The organism is Amycolatopsis sp. WAC 01375 (assembly GCF_003947325.1).
In the GTDB taxonomy this organism is placed as follows: Bacteria; Actinomycetota; Actinomycetes; order Mycobacteriales; family Pseudonocardiaceae; genus Amycolatopsis.
Map to the genome: position 1 here is coordinate 248,580 of NZ_QHHW01000036.1, position 16,034 is coordinate 264,613.

Annotated in this window: 22 protein-coding genes and 1 pseudogene; 7 read left to right on the forward strand and 16 right to left on the reverse strand. The window is 69.7% G+C overall.

What is annotated here, in order from left to right:
- Nucleotides 1-29: 29 nt before the first annotated feature.
- From DL991_RS24020 to DL991_RS24070, 11 genes are all read right to left on the reverse strand, one after another.
- Nucleotides 30-599, reverse strand: coding sequence for an NTP transferase domain-containing protein (locus DL991_RS24020; protein WP_125786593.1), 570 nt, complete (start codon nt 597-599; stop codon nt 30-32).
- Nucleotides 592-1,398: an IclR family transcriptional regulator C-terminal domain-containing protein gene (locus tag DL991_RS24025; protein ID WP_125786594.1), complete on the reverse strand. Its 807-nt coding sequence runs from the start codon at nt 1,396-1,398 to the stop codon at nt 592-594. The genes DL991_RS24020 and DL991_RS24025 overlap by 8 nt, the downstream gene beginning before the upstream one ends.
- 119 nt (nt 1,399-1,517) lie before the next feature.
- Entirely contained in the window at nt 1,518-1,922 is a 405-nt protein-coding gene (pcaC, locus tag DL991_RS24030; RefSeq protein WP_125786595.1) for a 4-carboxymuconolactone decarboxylase, read from the reverse strand.
- Complete coding sequence (gene pcaD, locus DL991_RS24035; protein WP_125786596.1) at nt 1,919-2,698, reverse strand: 3-oxoadipate enol-lactonase; 780 nt, start codon at nt 2,696-2,698, stop codon at nt 1,919-1,921. Before pcaD ends, pcaC begins: the two co-directional genes overlap by 4 nt.
- Nucleotides 2,691-3,239: a protocatechuate 3,4-dioxygenase subunit alpha gene (gene pcaG / locus DL991_RS24040; RefSeq protein ID WP_125786597.1), complete on the reverse strand. Its 549-nt coding sequence runs from the start codon at nt 3,237-3,239 to the stop codon at nt 2,691-2,693. Before pcaG ends, pcaD begins: the two co-directional genes overlap by 8 nt.
- Nucleotides 3,239-3,973 (reverse strand): protocatechuate 3,4-dioxygenase subunit beta, encoded by a 735-nt coding sequence (pcaH, locus tag DL991_RS24045; protein WP_125786598.1) that lies wholly within the window; start codon nt 3,971-3,973, stop codon nt 3,239-3,241. Before pcaH ends, pcaG begins: the two co-directional genes overlap by 1 nt.
- A 29-nt stretch (nt 3,974-4,002) precedes the next feature.
- Nucleotides 4,003-5,181, reverse strand: coding sequence for a thiolase family protein (locus tag DL991_RS24050; protein WP_125786599.1), 1,179 nt, complete (start codon nt 5,179-5,181; stop codon nt 4,003-4,005).
- The gene (locus DL991_RS24055) at nt 5,178-5,933 is read right to left on the reverse strand and encodes a CoA-transferase subunit beta (RefSeq protein WP_125786600.1); all 756 of its coding nucleotides are present in this window, start codon (nt 5,931-5,933) and stop codon (nt 5,178-5,180) included. Before DL991_RS24055 ends, DL991_RS24050 begins: the two co-directional genes overlap by 4 nt.
- Entirely contained in the window at nt 5,930-6,739 is an 810-nt protein-coding gene (locus DL991_RS24060) for a CoA transferase subunit A (protein ID WP_125786601.1), read from the reverse strand. Before DL991_RS24060 ends, DL991_RS24055 begins: the two co-directional genes overlap by 4 nt.
- 112 nt (nt 6,740-6,851) lie before the next feature.
- On the reverse strand, nt 6,852-7,100 hold the full coding sequence (locus DL991_RS24065) for a hypothetical protein (protein WP_199746413.1): 249 nt from the start codon (nt 7,098-7,100) through the stop codon (nt 6,852-6,854).
- Nucleotides 7,101-7,158: 58 nt separating this feature from the next.
- A complete protein-coding gene (locus tag DL991_RS24070) occupies nt 7,159-7,686 on the reverse strand; it encodes a hypothetical protein (RefSeq protein ID WP_125786602.1) in 528 nt (175 codons plus the stop codon).
- Between the two features lie 159 nt (nt 7,687-7,845).
- Between DL991_RS24070 and DL991_RS24075 the strand changes: the two genes are divergently transcribed.
- Together DL991_RS24075 and DL991_RS24080 are read left to right on the forward strand one after the other, a co-directional pair.
- Nucleotides 7,846-8,811, forward strand: a complete 966-nt coding sequence (locus tag DL991_RS24075) for a D-glycerate dehydrogenase (RefSeq protein WP_125786603.1) — start codon at nt 7,846-7,848, stop codon at nt 8,809-8,811.
- Complete coding sequence (locus tag DL991_RS24080) at nt 8,808-9,932, forward strand: glycerate kinase (protein WP_125786604.1); 1,125 nt, start codon at nt 8,808-8,810, stop codon at nt 9,930-9,932. Before DL991_RS24075 ends, DL991_RS24080 begins: the two co-directional genes overlap by 4 nt.
- 141 nt (nt 9,933-10,073) lie before the next feature.
- Here DL991_RS24080 and DL991_RS24085 read toward each other — a convergent pair whose 3' ends face one another.
- Nucleotides 10,074-10,385, reverse strand: a complete 312-nt coding sequence (locus tag DL991_RS24085) for an iron-sulfur cluster biosynthesis protein (protein WP_125786605.1) — start codon at nt 10,383-10,385, stop codon at nt 10,074-10,076.
- Between the two features lie 96 nt (nt 10,386-10,481).
- A pseudogene (locus tag DL991_RS24090) lies at nt 10,482-10,682 on the reverse strand (hypothetical protein); the annotation flags it as partial.
- A gap of 172 nt (nt 10,683-10,854) precedes the next feature.
- Between DL991_RS24090 and DL991_RS24095 the strand changes: the two are divergent.
- The 4 genes from DL991_RS24095 (at nt 10,855) to shbA (ending at nt 12,907) form a co-directional block, all read left to right on the forward strand.
- A complete protein-coding gene (locus DL991_RS24095; RefSeq protein WP_125786606.1) occupies nt 10,855-11,310 on the forward strand; it encodes a GtrA family protein in 456 nt (151 codons plus the stop codon).
- Nucleotides 11,311-11,350: 40 nt separating this feature from the next.
- Nucleotides 11,351-11,701, forward strand: coding sequence for a YidH family protein (locus DL991_RS24100; protein WP_125786607.1), 351 nt, complete (start codon nt 11,351-11,353; stop codon nt 11,699-11,701).
- Complete coding sequence (locus DL991_RS24105; RefSeq protein ID WP_125786608.1) at nt 11,698-12,000, forward strand: DUF202 domain-containing protein; 303 nt, start codon at nt 11,698-11,700, stop codon at nt 11,998-12,000. Before DL991_RS24100 ends, DL991_RS24105 begins: the two co-directional genes overlap by 4 nt.
- A 250-nt stretch (nt 12,001-12,250) precedes the next feature.
- Nucleotides 12,251-12,907: an RNA polymerase sigma factor ShbA gene (shbA, locus tag DL991_RS24110; RefSeq protein WP_233598954.1), complete on the forward strand. Its 657-nt coding sequence runs from the start codon at nt 12,251-12,253 to the stop codon at nt 12,905-12,907.
- Between the two features lie 128 nt (nt 12,908-13,035).
- On the opposite strand, the gene DL991_RS24115 is transcribed toward shbA, so the two are convergent.
- The 3 genes from DL991_RS24115 to DL991_RS24125 are packed head-to-tail and all read right to left on the reverse strand — an operon-like array spanning nt 13,036 to nt 15,139.
- The gene (locus tag DL991_RS24115; protein ID WP_125786609.1) at nt 13,036-13,872 is read right to left on the reverse strand and encodes an amidohydrolase; all 837 of its coding nucleotides are present in this window, start codon (nt 13,870-13,872) and stop codon (nt 13,036-13,038) included.
- Complete coding sequence (locus tag DL991_RS24120) at nt 13,869-14,840, reverse strand: aldo/keto reductase (protein WP_125786610.1); 972 nt, start codon at nt 14,838-14,840, stop codon at nt 13,869-13,871. The genes DL991_RS24115 and DL991_RS24120 overlap by 4 nt, the downstream gene beginning before the upstream one ends.
- The gene (locus tag DL991_RS24125; RefSeq protein ID WP_125786611.1) at nt 14,837-15,139 is read right to left on the reverse strand and encodes an L-rhamnose mutarotase; all 303 of its coding nucleotides are present in this window, start codon (nt 15,137-15,139) and stop codon (nt 14,837-14,839) included. Before DL991_RS24125 ends, DL991_RS24120 begins: the two co-directional genes overlap by 4 nt.
- Before the next feature lie 106 nt (nt 15,140-15,245).
- Here DL991_RS24125 and DL991_RS24130 point away from each other — a divergent pair, with 106 nt between their 5' ends.
- Nucleotides 15,246-15,956 (forward strand): FadR/GntR family transcriptional regulator, encoded by a 711-nt coding sequence (locus tag DL991_RS24130; RefSeq protein ID WP_125786612.1) that lies wholly within the window; start codon nt 15,246-15,248, stop codon nt 15,954-15,956.
- The last annotated feature ends 78 nt before the right edge of the window (nt 15,957-16,034 follow it).

Here is a 16,034-nt window from a genome sequence, read left to right on the forward strand (position 1 = left end):
GCCGATCGTAAGCCTCGCCGAGCCGGAGATCAGCCTGAAAGATCCTCGCGGCGGTCCACGTCGTGGCCGGTGCCGAGGTCGCCGCATTCGACGAGCCGCAGGTCCTGACGTCCCTTCAGCCAGTCTCGGGCGCCCCTGTCCCCGGAAGCGCTCGCCACGATCTCCGGCCACCAGCAGCGGCCGAGCACGACAGGATGACCGGGAACGCCTTCGTAGGCGGCACGCGCGACCGTGTCCTCACCCGCCCCGGCGGCGACCCGGCGGACCACGTCGGCGCCGACCCCGGGCAGATCCACGAGATGCACGACAACGGCTTCGACGTCGGTTCCGGTGAGCGCGCTCAGACCCGCCCGCAGTGACGCACCCATTCCGGATTCCCAGTCGTCGGCCACAACGGCGGCTTCGGGAGCGGGCAAGAGCGCGCGGACCTCCGCGGCCGAGGCACCCAGCACCACCCGGACCGGCGCGCAGCCCGCGTCGGTGAGCACCCGCAGCGCCCGGACGACGAACGGCTCGCCGTCGAGGACGGCCAGCGCCTTCGGCCCGCCGAAGCGGCGCCCGGCCCCCGCCGCGAGCAGCAACCCGGCGAGCTCAGCCATGCCGCGCTCTGGTCGGCGGCGCCGACGCCAGGTCGGTCTCGATGGCGCGCGCCGCCGCGAGCAGGGGCGGCAGCAGTTCCTGTTCGACCGACTCGCGTGTGGTGCGGCTGGCGTGCGTGGAGAGGTTGACCGCGGCCACGACCTTGCCCTGCCGGTCGCGGATCGGCGCGGCGATCGAGCGGAGGCCCTCTTCGAGTTCCTGGTCGACCATCGCGTAGCCCTGCTCATAGACCCTGACCAGCTCGGCGAGCAGTTCCTCCGGCCGGCTTTTGGTGCGCACGGTGAGCTTGTCGAGCTTCGCCCCGGCGAGGTAGTCCCGCAGGTCGGCGTCATCGAGGCCGGCCAGCAGTACGTGTCCCATCGAGGTCGCGTGGGCCGGGAAGCGGGTGCCGACGTTGATGCTCACGGTCATGATCCGCGAAACGGCTACGCGTGCGACGTACACGATGTCCATGCCTTCGAGCACGGAGACCGAACTCGACTCGTGCACCTCGGCGGAGAGCCGTTCCAGATGCGGCTGGGCGACCTCCGGCAGCGACAGGCTCGACAGATACGAGTAGCCGAGTTCGAGGACCCGCGCGGTCAGCGAGAAGTACTTGCCGTCGGTGCGCACGTACCCGAGGTCGACGAGGGTGAGCAGGAACCGGCGGGCGGCCGCCCTGGTCAGCCCGGTGGACCGGGCGACGTCGCTCAGCGTGAGTTCCGCCGCGTCCGCGTTGAACGCCTTGATCACCGCCAGCCCGCGCTCGAGCGACTGGACATGATGCGCTCCGCGCTCGGTGACCTCGCCTTCGTCCATATGAGAACCCTAAGGCGTATCTGGCAAGTCTGTTCGATGGGCTTCGTGATCCAGGCCGCCACGTTCCGTCAGGGGCTGCCTGGGCACGGAGACCGCGAACAGACTTTGCCGGGCACGCCTTAGCCTTCACCTTCTTCCTGGGCGGCAGGCTCACCGAGTTCGGCCAGTACCCGCTGGGCGACGGCGAACGCGGTGTTGGCGGCCGGGGCACCCGTGTAGACGGCGGTGTGGAGCAGGACCTCGGAGATCTCCTGCGCGGTAAGTCCATTGTGGACAGCGGCACGGACGTGCATCGCGAGCTCGTCGTGGGCGTGCAGCGCGGTGAGCGCGGCCAGGGTGACGCAGCTGCGGGTCTTGCGGTCGAGCCCGTCACGCGACCAGACCGATCCCCAGGCACCCTTGGTGATGTAGTCCTGGAACGGGCGGCTGAACTCGGTGGTGCGGGCGACCGCCCGGTCGACGTGCGCGTCCCCGAGGACTTCGCGGCGCACCTTCATACCGGTCTCGTAGGTGTCGTCGGTCATCGGGCGGCCTCCAGGTGTTCGAGGATCAACGCGGTGAACCGCTCCGGCTGTTCGAAACTCCCCAGATGCGCGGCGCCTTCGACGACCTCCAGCCGCGCGTCCGGGATGCCATCCGCGATCACCTGGGCGTGCTCGACCGGGGTGGCCGGATCCTCGGCCCCGGCGACGACCAGGGTCCGCGCCGCGATCTTGGGTAGTTCGTCGACGAGGTCCATCCGTTCGATGGCCTCACAGGACGCCGCGTATCCCTCGGCGGGAACGCTCGCGATCATCTCGCGCAGATATCCGGCCTGCTCGGGGTGGGCGGCGGTGTGACCGGCGGTCAGCCAGCGGCCGACCCCGGCCTCGGCGATCGCGGCGGTGCCGTTCTCCCGGACCTTCTTCGCCCTGTCCGCCCACATGCTCGGCGGCCCGAGCTTCGCGGACGTGCAGCACAGCACGAGGCTTCGGATCCGGTCCGGCTTGTTCACGCCCAACCACATCCCGGTCATCCCGCCGAGTGAGAGACCGACGACGTGGGCGCGCTCGGCATCGTGCTCGTCGAGCAGCGCGAGCAGATCACCACCGAGATCCGCGAGCGTGTACGGCCCCGGCGGGACCGGGGAGGCTCCGTGCCCGCGGGTGTCGTAGCGGATCACTCGGAAACCCTGCTCCACCAACGGTTTCACCTGCGGTTCCCACATGCGGTGGTCGCTGCCGAGCGATCCGCTGAACACCACGACAGGGCCGTCCGCGGGCCCTTCCGCAACGCTGTGGACTTTCACCGGCTCAGACATCGAAGAACACCGTCTCCCCCTCGCCCTGCAACCGGATGTCGAACCGGTAGCCGTCGCCGGTCTTGGTGGCGACCAAGGTGCTCTGGCGGGCTTCCGGGACCGAGGCCAGCACCGGATCCCCGGAGTTGTCGTTGTCCTCGAAGTAGATCCGGGTGACCACCCGGTGCAGGAGTCCTCGTGCGAGCACCGAGACGTCGATGTGCGGCGACTGCGTGCTGCCCGCCGGACCGGGCAGCGGACCGGGCATGATCGTCCGGATCTCGTAGTTGCCGCCGGGATCGGTGGGACAGCGCCCGAAACCCCGGAACCCGCTCGCGACCGCCCCGCGCGGGTCGTCGGGGTGGTCGAACCGGCCGTCGGCGTCGGCCTGCCACGTCTCGATCATCGCGTCCGGGACCGGTTCGCCCGCACCGTCGAGGACACGGCCGTGGATGCGGATCGCGGCCGGTTCGTCCGCGGGGACGACGTCCGGCCCGTCCGGCCAGGGCAGGCCGATGGACAGGTACGGGCCGACGGTCTGGGAAGGCGTCGTCTCCGGCATCAGTGCTCGTCCTCCTCGTCTTCGAAGACCGAAGCCTCGCGGCCGCGCACGACGATGTCGAACTGGAAGGCCAGCGCCCACTCGGCTTCCGTGCGGTCGAGGTCGAAGCGGGCGATCATCCGCTGCCGCGCCTTCTCGTCCGGGATGGAGTTGAAGATCGGATCCTGCGAGAACAGCGGGTCTTCCGGGAAGTACATCTGGGTGACCAGCCGCTGGGTGAACGCGGTGCCGAACACGGAGAAGTGGATGTGCGCCGGCCGCCAGGCGTTGTCGTGGTTCTTCCACGGGTACGCGCCCGGTTTGATGGTGGTGAACGTGTAGCGCCCTTCGGAGTCGGTGAGCGTCCGGCCCGCGCCGTCGAAGTTCGGGTCGAGCGGCGACGGCCAGCGGTCGCCGGTGTGCCGGTACCGGCCGCCCGCGTTCGCCTGCCAGATCTCCACGAGCGAATCCCGGATCGGCCGCCCGTCGCCGTCGAGCAGCCGCCCGGTGACGATGATGCGCTGGCCCTGCGGCTCCCCCGCGTGCCCCTTGGTGAGGTCGTTGTCGAACTCGCCGATCCGCCCCTGCCCCAGCGCCGGTCCGGTGACCTCGGTCAGCAGATGCGGGAGCACGATCAGCGGTTGTTTGGGGTGCCGCAACGCCGTCGACCGGTAATCGGCGTGGTCGAGCGGCGGATGAGTGCCCTCCGGATCGCGCCGGTAGCGCGGGAGCCTCAGTTCTGCGGGTGCGGACATAGCTGTTCCCTCCAGCGCGGGTCAGTGGATCACTGGGCTTCGAGGACGACGGCCAGCCCCTGGCCGACGCCGATGCAGATGGCCGCCAGCCCCCACCGGCCACCGGTGCGGCGCAGGTGATGGGCCAGGGTGCCGAGGATGCGACCGCCGGAGGCGCCCAGCGGATGCCCGATCGCGATCGCGCCGCCGTTCACGTTGACGATCTCCGGGTCTAGCTTCGACCAGTCCCGCAGGCAGGCCAGCGACTGCGCGGCGAAGGCCTCGTTCAGTTCGACCGCCGCCAGGTCTTCCCAGCCGATCCCGGCCCGTTCCAGTGCGATCTCGGCTGCGCGCACCGGGCCGATGCCGAAGACGTCGGGGTCTACGCCCGCCGCGCCACGGCCGGCGATCCGGGCCAGCGGCGCCTTGCCGAGCCGTTTCCCTGCCGCCGCGTCACCGAGCAGCAGCGCGGAGGCGCCGTCGTTCAGCGGCGACGCGTTCGCGGCCGTGACCGTCCCTTGTGGACGGAAGACGGGCTTGAGCTTCGCGAGCTTCTCCGGACTGGATTCCGGCCGGATGCCTTCGTCGCGGGTGAGTTCGACACCCTCGACGGGGACGACGTGGTCGTCGTAGAACCCCTCGTCCCAGGCGCGGGCGGCGTTGACGTGACTGCGGACGGCGAACGCGTCCTGCTCGTCGCGGCCGATGCCGTAGCGCTCGGCGAGCTGTTCGGTGGACTCGCCGAGCGAGACCGTCCACTGCTCGGGCATCTTCGGGTTGACCATGCGCCAGCCCAGCGCGGTGGAGTGCAGCGTCTGGTTGCCCGCCGGGAAGGCCTTCTCCGGTTTCTGCATGACCAGCGGCGAGCGGCTCATCGACTCGACCCCGCCCGCGACGGCGAGCGACGCGTCGCCGACCTGGACCGACCGGCTGGCCTGCATGACGGCGTCAAGACCGGATCCGCACAGGCGGTTGACCGTGGCACCGGGCACGCTCGTCGGCCAGCCCGCGAGCAGTGCCGCCATCCGCGCGACGTTGCGGTTGTCCTCGCCGGCGCCGTTGGCGTCGCCGAGCACGACCTCGTCGACGGTGGCCGGGTCGAGGTCGTTGCGCTCGGCCAGCGCCCGCAGCACGGTGGCGGCGAGGTCGTCCGGGCGAACCCGGGACAGGGCGCCGCCGTATTTGCCGAACGGGGTACGGATGGCGTCGAACAGGAAGACGTCGGTCATGCGCTCGCCCTTGTGAGGTCTCGGAGGATGCGGAGTTGTGCCTCGGTCGGCGCCGGACTGGTCGCCAGGTCGCCGGACACCTTCAGTTTCCACCCGGTCGCCTCGACGACCTGATCGACCTCGACGCCGGGGTGCACTTCGGTGAGGGTGAGCTCGGCGGTCTCCGGGTCGGGCCGCAGCAGGCCGAGGTCGGTGACCACCAGCGTCGGCCCGGCGCCGGGGAGGCCGAGGCGCTCGCGGTCGCCCTTGCCGGTGCCGTGGCCGAACGAGGTCACGAAGTCGACCTTCTCGACGAAGGTGCGGGTGCTCTGCCGGAGCACCACGAACACCTCGCGGCAGGAAGCGGCGATCTCCGGCGCGCCGCCCGCGCCGGGGAGACGCACCTTGGGGTTGGCGTAGTCGGGGCCGATGACGGTGGTGTTGATGTTGCCGAACTTGTCCAGCTGGGCGGCGCCGAGGAAGCCGACGTCGATCCGGCCCGGCTGGAGCCAGTAGTTGAAGACCTCGGGAACGCTGACCACCGCGTCCGCGGTGTCGGCCAGTTCGCCGTCGCCGATGGACAACGGGAGCCTGCTCGGCTTGGCGCCGAGGCAACCGGATTCGTAGATGAGCGTCAGGTTCGGCGCGTGCCCGCGGCGGGCCAGGTTGGCGGCCGTGCTCGGCAGGCCGATGCCCACGAAACAGGACATCCCGTCGCCGAGCGCGCGAGCGGCGGCGACGCTCATCATCTCGTCTGAGGTGTACTCGGTCATGCCTTCACTCCCGTCAGCTCGTCGAGCCAGCGGGTGAAGCTCTCCCTGTCCCGGCCGATCGCGTCCCATGCCTGGTAGGCGTCGTTGTCCCGCTCGTAGTAGCCCGCCGCGTACGACGGCCTCGCGCCGCCGGGCACCTCGGCCACGGCGGTGACGGCCCACGACGGCAGCACGATCGCGCCCGGCCGGGGCTCCAGCTCGTCCACGATCTCCTCGACGGTGACCAAGGATCGCTTCGCCGCGAGCACCGCCTCCTTCTGCACGCCGGTGATCCCCCAGATCTGGACGTTGCCGGACCTGTCCGCGCGCTGGGCGTGGACGATCGTGACGTCCGGGTTGAGGGCGGGCACGGCGGCCAGCCGCTCACCGGTGAACGGGCAGGTGATGGGTTTGATCGTGTCGGTGTGCGCGGCGAGATCGGTGCCGGTGTACCCGCGCAGGACGGCGAACGGCAGGCCCGAAGCGCCGGCGACGTACCGATTCGCCATGCCCGCGTGACTGTGTTCCTCTATCTCCAGCGGTACCGGCCAGGAGTGCTGGACGGCGTCACGGAACCGGTGCAGCGAGCCGACTCCAGGGTTGCCGCCCCACGAGAAGACCAGCTTGCTCGCGCAGCCCGCGCCGATGAGCTGGTCGTAGACGATGTCCGGGGTCATGCGGACCAGCGTCAGGCCGGTGCGGCGCTGACGGATGATCTCGTGACCGGCGGCTACGGGGATGAGGTGCGTAAAGCCCTCGAGCGCGACGGTGTCCCCGTCGTGCACCAGCCGTGCCACGGCCTCCTTCAACGACAGCAGCTCAGCCATCCCCACTCCCGGCTCGCCCGAAGCGCTTGTTCGTATCGCGCACACATGTTCTGCATATGAACATAGCACAGGCGAGCCGGGCATGGCACTGCTTCGACCCGGCGAATCCGGATCAGCCTGCGCGACCGCGCAGCCAGGTGCGGTACCGGCGAAGCGCGACGGCCCGCAGCACCGTTTCCACGACCAGCGCCAGTTTCGGGTCGACTCCGGGCTTCGTCGGCCGTCCCGCGCCGAGGCGCCGCAACTGCCGCCGGACGCGGGCCATGCTCGCGGCGGACGCGACGGCCTTGTCACCGATCCGGACCGGCTCGAGGTCCACCTTTCGCTTGCTGTTCTTGCCGACGTCGACACGGCTCGTCACCGGCCAGATCCCGGGATCCGCGAAGGAGACCGCGAAGAAGGTGGCCGACCTCCTCTGATCAGCTGATCCCGCTGCCGGGCGGGAACCATTCGACGGCCTTGTAGTCCCCCGTCTCGACCGTCTCGAACGGAACACTGCTCAGACAGGGCGGCACGACAAACTTGTGCCCGGGATCAGGACCCCAGCTGTAGCCGACCCGGTCGCGCCTGCCGTCGTCGTACACCGTCATCCCGATCCGGCGGTCCTTGAGGCCGGGCACGTCCGTGTCCTCGACGATGCCGGTTACCACGGCGACGGGGCCGCCGACGACCAGGCAATCGACCCTGCCCTGAAAGTAGGCGGAAAACCCCTCGCCCGCGTGGCTCACCCGGAACGTCCCCCTGCTGTCCGGGAAGAGACCGTGCGCGTCGAAGGCGAACCGGACGTCCTGGCCGTCCTTGCGAAGCATCTTCGCGGCGCCGACCAGACTCGGTTCGGACGGTTTCCCCTTGCCCTCTTCGGCGGCGGACACCGGGCCTGCCGCGACGAGTGTCGCGGCGAGGACCATCGCGGCGCCGACGGCGGCCAGTTCTCGTGATCGTTTCATGTTCCCACCCCTGGAATCCCCTGCTCGCGGACCCTTTCCGCACTCATCACCATCCCGGCGTGCCCGGCGGTGACGACTCCCCCGCGCAGGGGAAGCGCCTCCCTCATAGCGGGGATTTCCATGTTTGGGATACCAACCGTCGCACACTAGGCTGACGTCGTGACCTCGAAGATCGCGGTGACCCGGTGGATTCCCGACGAAGCGCTGAAAGTGCTCGCCGAAGCCGGGGAGGTGAAACTGTCGCGCGCCGACCGGCCGCTGACGCGGGACGAACTGCTCGAGTTCGTCCGTGGCGCGTCCGCGATCGTCGGCATGCTGCACGACCGGCTCGACGGCGAGGTCGCCGACGCGGCGGGCCCCGGACTGAAGGTCGTGGCGAACGTGGCCGTCGGCTACGACAACGTCGACGTCGCGGCGCTGTCGGAGCGCGGGGTCACCGTCACGAACACCCCCGGCGTGCTCACCGATGCCACCGCTGATCTGGCGTTCGGGCTGATCCTCGCGGTCACGCGGCGGCTCGGCGAGGGCGAAAGGCTGATCCGCTCGCGTACCCCGTGGTCGTTCCATCTGGGTTTCCTGCTCGGTTCCTCACTGCAGGACAAGACGCTCGGGATCGTCGGGCTCGGCCAGATCGGGCAGGCGGTCGCGCGGCGGGCGCTCGGTTTCGGCATGCGGATCGTCTACTCGGGACGATCGCGGGCCGCCGAGGACGTCGAGAAGACCCTGGGCGCGAAGTACATGTCCTTCGGCGACCTGCTGCGGAGTTCCGACGTCGTGTCGCTGCACTGCCCTCTCACACCGCAGACCCGGCACCTCATCGACGCGGACGCGCTGAAGTCGATGAAGCCGGGCGCGTACCTGATCAACACCACCCGAGGCCCCGTCGTCCATGAGGCCGCGCTGGCGGACGCGCTCGAAACAGGCGAGATCGCCGGAGCGGGCCTCGACGTTTTCGAGGCCGAACCCGAGGTCGAACCGCGCCTGCTGAACCGTGAAAACGTCGTCTTGACGCCGCATCTGGGATCGGCGACGGTCGAGACCCGTACCGCCATGGCCGTGCTCGCGGCCGAGAACGTCGCGTCGGTGCTCACCGGCGGAAACCCGCTGACGGAGGTTCGTCCATGACTCGTGTGGTCATCGCGCCCGACAAGTTCAAGGGAAGCTTGACCGCGGTCGAGGCCGCTGAGGCGATCGCCCACGGCGTCCGCGACGCGCTGCCCGAGGCCGAGGTCTCCTCCTGCCCCGTCGCCGACGGCGGCGAAGGAACGCTCGACGTCCTCGTCGCGGCGGGCGGCCGCCTGGTGGAACTCCCGGTCCGCGGGCCGCTCGACGAAACCGTCGCTGCGCGATACGTGACGCTCGACGGAACGGCCTACATCGAATCGGCCCGCGCGTGCGGTATCGAATTCGTGGAGCCGAGCCCGGAAGTGGCGCTGGCCGCCCACACCTGGGGCGTCGGCGAACTCCTCGCGCACGCCCTCGACAACGGCGCGCGGCGCCTGGTGCTGACCGTCGGCGGAACGGCGAGCACCGACGGCGGCGCCGGAATGCTGGCGGCACTGGGCGCCGGGGTCTTCGACGCCTTCGGCGCGCCGGTCGGGCTCGGCGGCGGCACGCTGAGCCGCGTCGCACTGGCCGAACTCGGCCCGGTGCGCGAACGGCTCGGCTCCGTCGAGGTCGCCGTCGCCACCGACGTGACGAATCCCTTGCTCGGCCCCCGTGGCGCGGCCGCGATCTTCGGCCCGCAGAAGGGAGCGGGCCCGCGCGAGGTCGAGCAACTGGACGCGTCCCTGTCCCGCTGGGCGCAGGCGTTGCGGAACGCCGGGACCCCCGATGTCTCCGATCTTCCCGGGGCGGGCGCGGGCGGCGGAGTCGCCGCGGGCGCGATCGCGGGGCTCGGCGCGAGCGTCGAATCCGGGTTCCAGCTCATCGCCGGGCTCACCGGCGTCGCCGACGCCATCGAACGCGCCGACCTCGTCATCACCGGCGAGGGCTCATTGGACGAACAGAGCCTCGATGGCAAGGCCCCGGCCGGCATCGCGGCCCGCGCACAGGAGCACGCGGTGCCGCTGATGGTGCTGGCCGGACGGATCCAGCTGGACCAGAGCCAGCTCGCCGGCCTCGGGGTCGTGGGCAGCGCCGCCCTGATCGACCACGCGCCTTCGCTCGACCACGCCCGTGCGCACGCGGCGGAACTCCTACGCGAACGCGCCGGCGAGCTGGTCCGCATCTGGGCCCGAGGCTAAGCACGCGCGTAGCGGCAGTTATTCGGACGTCGCGAAAGCCACTTTCGCGACGTCCGACGTCCCGAAAGTGGCTTTCGCGACATCATCGTCGGAGGTCGACCAGGCGCCTTGCCCGACTCGGCAAGCCTGAACCCGCCGGGCTCAGCTGCCAGGCTGGGGCTGAGCCTGCGGGAGTACGGCGAAGGCGACTTCGCCGGTTTCGTCCTGCTGGACGTCGAGCACCTTGTCGTCGAGCAACGCGGCCGCTTCCGGCTCCAAGAACACCTTCGGGCCGCCGTCGGCGCCGAGGACCTTGTCTCCGGTTTCCGGTTCAGGGGCGACGGAAACCGCGAGCTGGGGACTGTCCCCCTGCTGGGAATGCATCGCGAACCGCAGGCCGCCTCCGTCCTGGCCGTTCTCCTGGCCGGTCAGTGCGGTGATCGCCTCGGCGGCGGCTTCGGTGACTGTCAGCATCTCTGCCCTTCCTTCGTCGCGGTCTTGCACTTGACCGACCACGCTAGGGGCTGTCGGCATGGCCCGCCGTCTGAGTGAAGATCACTTCTCGCCGACGTCGGGCTCCTCCTCGGCCAGCCGCATGGCGTGCGACTCCCCTTCACGGATCTCCGCGGGCGTTGTCCCGAAACGGTCTGCCCCGCTCCAGTGCTCGGGTGGTTCGACACCCTCTTCGAGCGGGTCGACGCGGAGTTCGTCCTCGTCGAGCGCCTCGCTGGGATCCAACGTTTCCGGCTCCGCGGTCTCACGGTCGCTCATCGGCCGCTCCCTCCTGGTCGGACGTCGGCCGGGACGTGCTGTACTCGACCCGGCTCCTGTGGCTTACCCGGCGTCTCCGCAGGCCAAACAGGGGCGCTGTCGTGGGGATCACAGTTTCTCAGGTAGTTCATTAGCTTCACAAGTTTGTGAAACAAGGAGTAGCGTCGTCGGTATGACCACCACCAGGTGGGCGCCAGGGCACCGGATCATCCGGCGCGCGCCGGAGCGGCATCACGAACTCGGCAACCATGCCGCTTGGTACGTCGTCGCCGGCGTCGCCGCCACCGGCCTGCAGGCGGTGCTGTTCCTCGTCCTGCAGCCGATCCTCGGCCCCCAGTTCGCCAATCTGGTCGCGCTCGCGGTCACGACCGTCGGGAACACCGAGTTCCACCGCAGGGTCACCTTCGCTGCCCGGAAGAGCAACGCGGGCAAGCGGCACTTCCAGGACTTGGTGACCTTCGCCTTCTACGCCGCGTACGGCTCGATCGTGCTCGCGTCGCTCGACGCGGTGATCACCGAGCCGACCGCGCTGGAACAGACAGGCGCCCTGCTCGCTGCCAGCGTCGTGGGCGGCATCGCGCGCTTCGCGGTCCTTCGTTGGTGGGTCTTCGCGCGCCGGAACGCCTAGGCCGTGTCAGGCTTGCCGGACACCGCCTAGTGTCCTTCAAGTGGCAGAGATCAGCGGCCCGCACGACGGCGGCTCCGAACCCGATTACCGATTCACGCTCGCCAACGAACGGACCTTCCTCGCCTGGCTCCGGACGGCGCTGGGCCTGCTGGCCGGCGGCGTCGCCGTCCATCAGCTGGTTCCCGATCCGAACGCGCTGAGCACCGTCCTGGCGGGACTGTGCGTCCTGCTGGCCGCCGTCGTCGCGGCGAGCGCGTATCCACGCTGGCGGCAGGTGCAGAGCGCGATGCGCGCCGGACGGCCGCTGCCGAAGAGCGGGATGCTGGTCCTGCTGACCGCCGGGATCCTCGCGATCACCCTGACGGCGGGGGCACTGGTGATCTTTTCGTGAGCCAACGCGATCACGGAGCGCAAGCGGAACGGACCGGGCTGGCCTGGCGCCGGACCGCGCTCGCGGCTACTGCCTGCACACTCCTGCTCTTGCACGCCGCCGCCCGGCGAGACTGGGGGACGGCGGTCGTCCCGGTCGCGTTCGCGGGCGCCATGGTGATCACCTTCGTCGTCGCCGGCGCGATCCGTGAACGAGCACTGCGCCGTCCGGGAACCCCGAAACCTCTTAACAGAGTCCTTGCTGTCACGGCATCGGCACTCGTCGTAGCGACGGCGGTCGCGCTGATCGCGGTGCGCTAACCGCCGCGCACATCCTGCGACGCCGAAGTCCCTTTTCCCGACGCGGAGTCTCGGTTGTATTAAGCCGACTCCGGCGAATGGGCTATCTCTAGTTGAAATCTTTACTGCCGTCCGATCGGCGCCTACGATTACGCTGCGTCGCAACGGCGGCAGATGGATCTGATCTTACGGAGCATCTGCCGCCCTCAATCGTTACGGAGTGTTGACCCCTCGACTGCGACGGTCGCAGGGTCGGCCGGGGAGGACGACCATGCAAGCAATCTCCAGCGCGTCCAGAACCGTCACCGCCGATGCGGTCCCCGGATACACGACTCCGGAGAACCTGCCTCGACCGGGCGGACGGCTGACGAAGGAGGATCTCGATCCTCTGGTCAAGGACGCGGGCGACGGGAATCCCGCCGCGATCCAGTCACTGCTGCGGATGATCGGGCCGGTCGTGGTCCGGTACTGCCGGGCCAGAATGGGTGGCCGCGACCTGTCCTACCTGTCGGCGGACGACGTCGCGCAGGAAGTGTGCATGGCCGTGCTGAAGGCACTGCCCGGCTACCAGGATCGCGGTGGTTCGTTCCTCTACCTCGTCCACGCCATCGCCGCCAACAAGGTCGCGGACGCCTACCGCGCGGTCTCCCGCGACCGGTCGGAACCGGTCCCGGAACTGCCGGAACGGCCCATCGGCGACAACGAACCCGAAACGCACGCCCTGCACCTGGACCTCGGTGCCCGGCTCAGCCGCCTGCTCTCCACCCTCCCGCGGGTGCAGCAGGAGATCCTCGCCCTCCGCATCGCCGTCGGCCTTTCCGCCGCCGAAACCGCCGAGGCGCTCGGGATTTCCGCCGGCAACGTGCGCGTGACGCAGCACCGCGCACTGGCCCGCCTGCGGACGATGGTCAAGCAGGACGAATTCTGAGCTTTTCTCCCCTGCCGAAGATCGTTGACCGGCGGCTCTCAGGCGCCAGGACCCCGCGCCTCCCACCTTTTCTTTCTCCGAGCCCGGCGGCTCGACGCCGCGACTCGATGAGGCCGACCGCGCGCGACTCACCCTCCCGCCGCGGGAAGCCGGTAAGCGCGCTTCGCAGTGCCGTCGAAGAACTCGAGCCGCTCGGCGTCGCTCAACGAGCCTGTCAACGAGAACGCCGTGTCCACGACGACTTCGTACGCGGCCGCGAGCTCGCAGACCGGCCAGTCCGAGCCGAACATCAGCCGCGAAGCCCCGAAGGACTCCAGAACGTGCTCGGCCCAGCGCGCCAGCTGCCCGACCTTCCACCGCGCCCAGTCCGCCTCGGTCACCAGCCCCGAAAGCTTGCAGTACACGTTGTCCAGCTCCCCCAAAGCCGCGACACCGTCCGCCCACGGCTGCCATTCGCCCGTGGCGATCGGCGGCTTCGCGGCGTGGTCGAGCACGAAAACCTGGTCCGGCAACGCTTTCGCGGCGGCGAGCGCGGCGGGGAGTTGCGGTGGTTTCACCAGCAAGTCGTACGCCAGCCCGGCCTCGCCGAGGGCGGCGAGACCGCGCAGGACCTCGGGCCGCGTCAGCCACGACGGATCCGGCTCGTCCTCCACCTGATGCCGGATCCCCACCAACGGCCCCGAAAACGAAGCCACGCGCTCGGCGACGGCGGGCGCGGTGAGGTCGGTCCAGCCGACGACGCCCACGATGAGCGGTTCGGCCCGAGCCGCCGCGAGGAACTCGCGCGTCTCCTCTTCCGACGAGACCGTCTGCACCAGCACGGTCCCCTTCACCCCGGTCGCCTTGGTCACCGCGCGGAGATCGTCCACTGTGTACGGACGGCGGATCGGATCCAATGCCGAACCGGTCATCCACGGGTAGTCCCGCCGTGACGGATCCCAAAGGTGATGGTGCGCGTCGATCACGCCCGTTCCTCCTGTCGCAGCACGGTGTCCTCACGCAACAGTCCCGCACGGATCAGGTCCGTCCACAACTCGCGCGGCACCGGACGCCGGAACCGTTCGGCGTTGAGCCGGACCTGGCCGGGATCGTGCGCGCCGACGACGACGGACACCACCGACGGATGCGCCGCGGGCAACGCCAGCGCGGCTTGCGGGAGTTCGACGCCGTGCCGCGCGCAGACGTCGGCGATCCGCTGGGCGCGCTCGACCAGTTCGGCCGGCGCCTCGGCGTAGTCGTACATCGTGCCCGGCGACGCGGTGGCGAGGATCCCGGCGTTGAACGCCCCGCCTGCCACCACGTCCACGCCGCGTTCCGCGCACAGCGGGAGGAGGTCGTCGAGCGCGGGCTGGTTGAGCAGGGTGTACCGGCCCGCCAGCAGGATCACGTCAAGATCGAACCGGCGGACGAACTCCGTGAGCATCGGCGCCTGGTTCATCCCGGCCCCGATGGCGTCGACGACACCCTGCTCCCGCAGTTCGAGCAGCGCGGGGAACGCGCCGCCGACGGTGTCCTCGAAGTGTTCGTCCGGGTCGTGCACGTAGACGACGTCGACGCGGTCGAGCCCCAGCCGCTCCAGACTGTCCTCAAGCGACCGGAGGATCCCGTCGCGGCTGAAGTCCCAGCGGCGTTTGTACGCGGCGGGAACGACGAAACCCTGCGAGTCGGTGCGCGAAGCGCCGGCGGGATCGGGTTCCAGCACGCGGCCGACCTTGGTCGACACCACGAAGTCAGGGCGGTCGTACGCCGAAAGTGCCGCGCCCAGCCGCCGTTCCGACAGCCCGAGACCGTAGTGCGGGGCGGTGTCGAAGTACCGGATGCCTTCGTCCCACGCCTGCCGGACGGTCGCTTCGGCCGTCTCGTCGGCGATGGCGTGGTACAGGTTGCCCAGCTGCGCGCAGCCGAGCCCCAGCGGGGACAGGGGGATCTTCACGGAAGCTCCCACACCAGGCCGAGGCCCGAATCGTTGCCCGAGTAGTCGTCTTCGACGTCGAGCAGTTCCGCCATCCGTGCCTGCCACGGGATGTTGGCCGGATGATCACGCAGGACCGCGCGCATCTTCGCGTAGTCCTCGACCTCCACGACGTGGAAAAGGTCGAGACCGTCCCGCCAGATCCGCCACGAACGCACGCCCGCACCGCGCAGGGCTTCGTCCAGTTCAGGCGGGATGACGGCGTGGACCGACTCGTATTCGGCCTCCTTGCCCGGCTTCAGCCGGGTGTGGAGTGCCACTCTTTGTAGTGCGACACCGTGGGTCACCGCGCCTCCTCAGTTCGAAACATGGCACTCTGTCAATTGACACTCAAACATCCGAGGTCTTCGGGGAGGGCGGTGGAACATGCCGGTCACCGATGTCGCGATCGACAAGATCAAGGACATGATCATCACCGGTGAGCTTGCTCCGGGCGACAGGCTGCCGAAAGAGGCCGAACTGGCCCAGCGGCTCGGCCTGTCCCGCAGCTCGCTGCGCGAAGCGGTGAAGGCGTTGTGCCTGATCCGCGTGCTCGACGTCCGCCAGGGCGACGGAACGTACGTCACCAGCCTCGAACCGAATCTCCTCCTCGACGCGATGACGTTCGTGGTGGACTTCCACCGGGACGACACCGTGCTGGACTTCCTCGCCGTCCGCCGGATCCTCGAACCGGCGGCGACGGCGATGGCCGCGATGCATATGAACGACGAGGACATCGCGGAGCTAGGCCGCCTGCTCGACGAACTGGCCGACTCGCCGACGGTGGAGGCGCTGGTCGCGAACGACCTGCAGTTCCACCGCAAGATCGCCGACGGCTCCGGTAATCCGGTGCTGTGCTCGCTGCTGGACAGCCTGTCCGGCCCCACCGCGCGCGCCCGCATCTGGCGCGGCCTCACGCAGGAGGGCGCGGTCGCGAAGACCCGCGAGCAGCACACGGCGATCTACGAGGCCATCGCCGCCCGAGAACCCGAACTCGCGCGTTCGTGGGCGACCGTGCACGTGGCGGGGGTGGAGCAGTGGCTCCGCAACGCTCTCGGCACCGCCGACGACCCCACCACGGCCGCCGAAGCTTCCTGACACAGCACCCTCCCGAGGCTTCCGATAGCTCTTGCGGCGTGCAATGAAGGGGCCTTTCATCGCAAAATTTGCAATGAA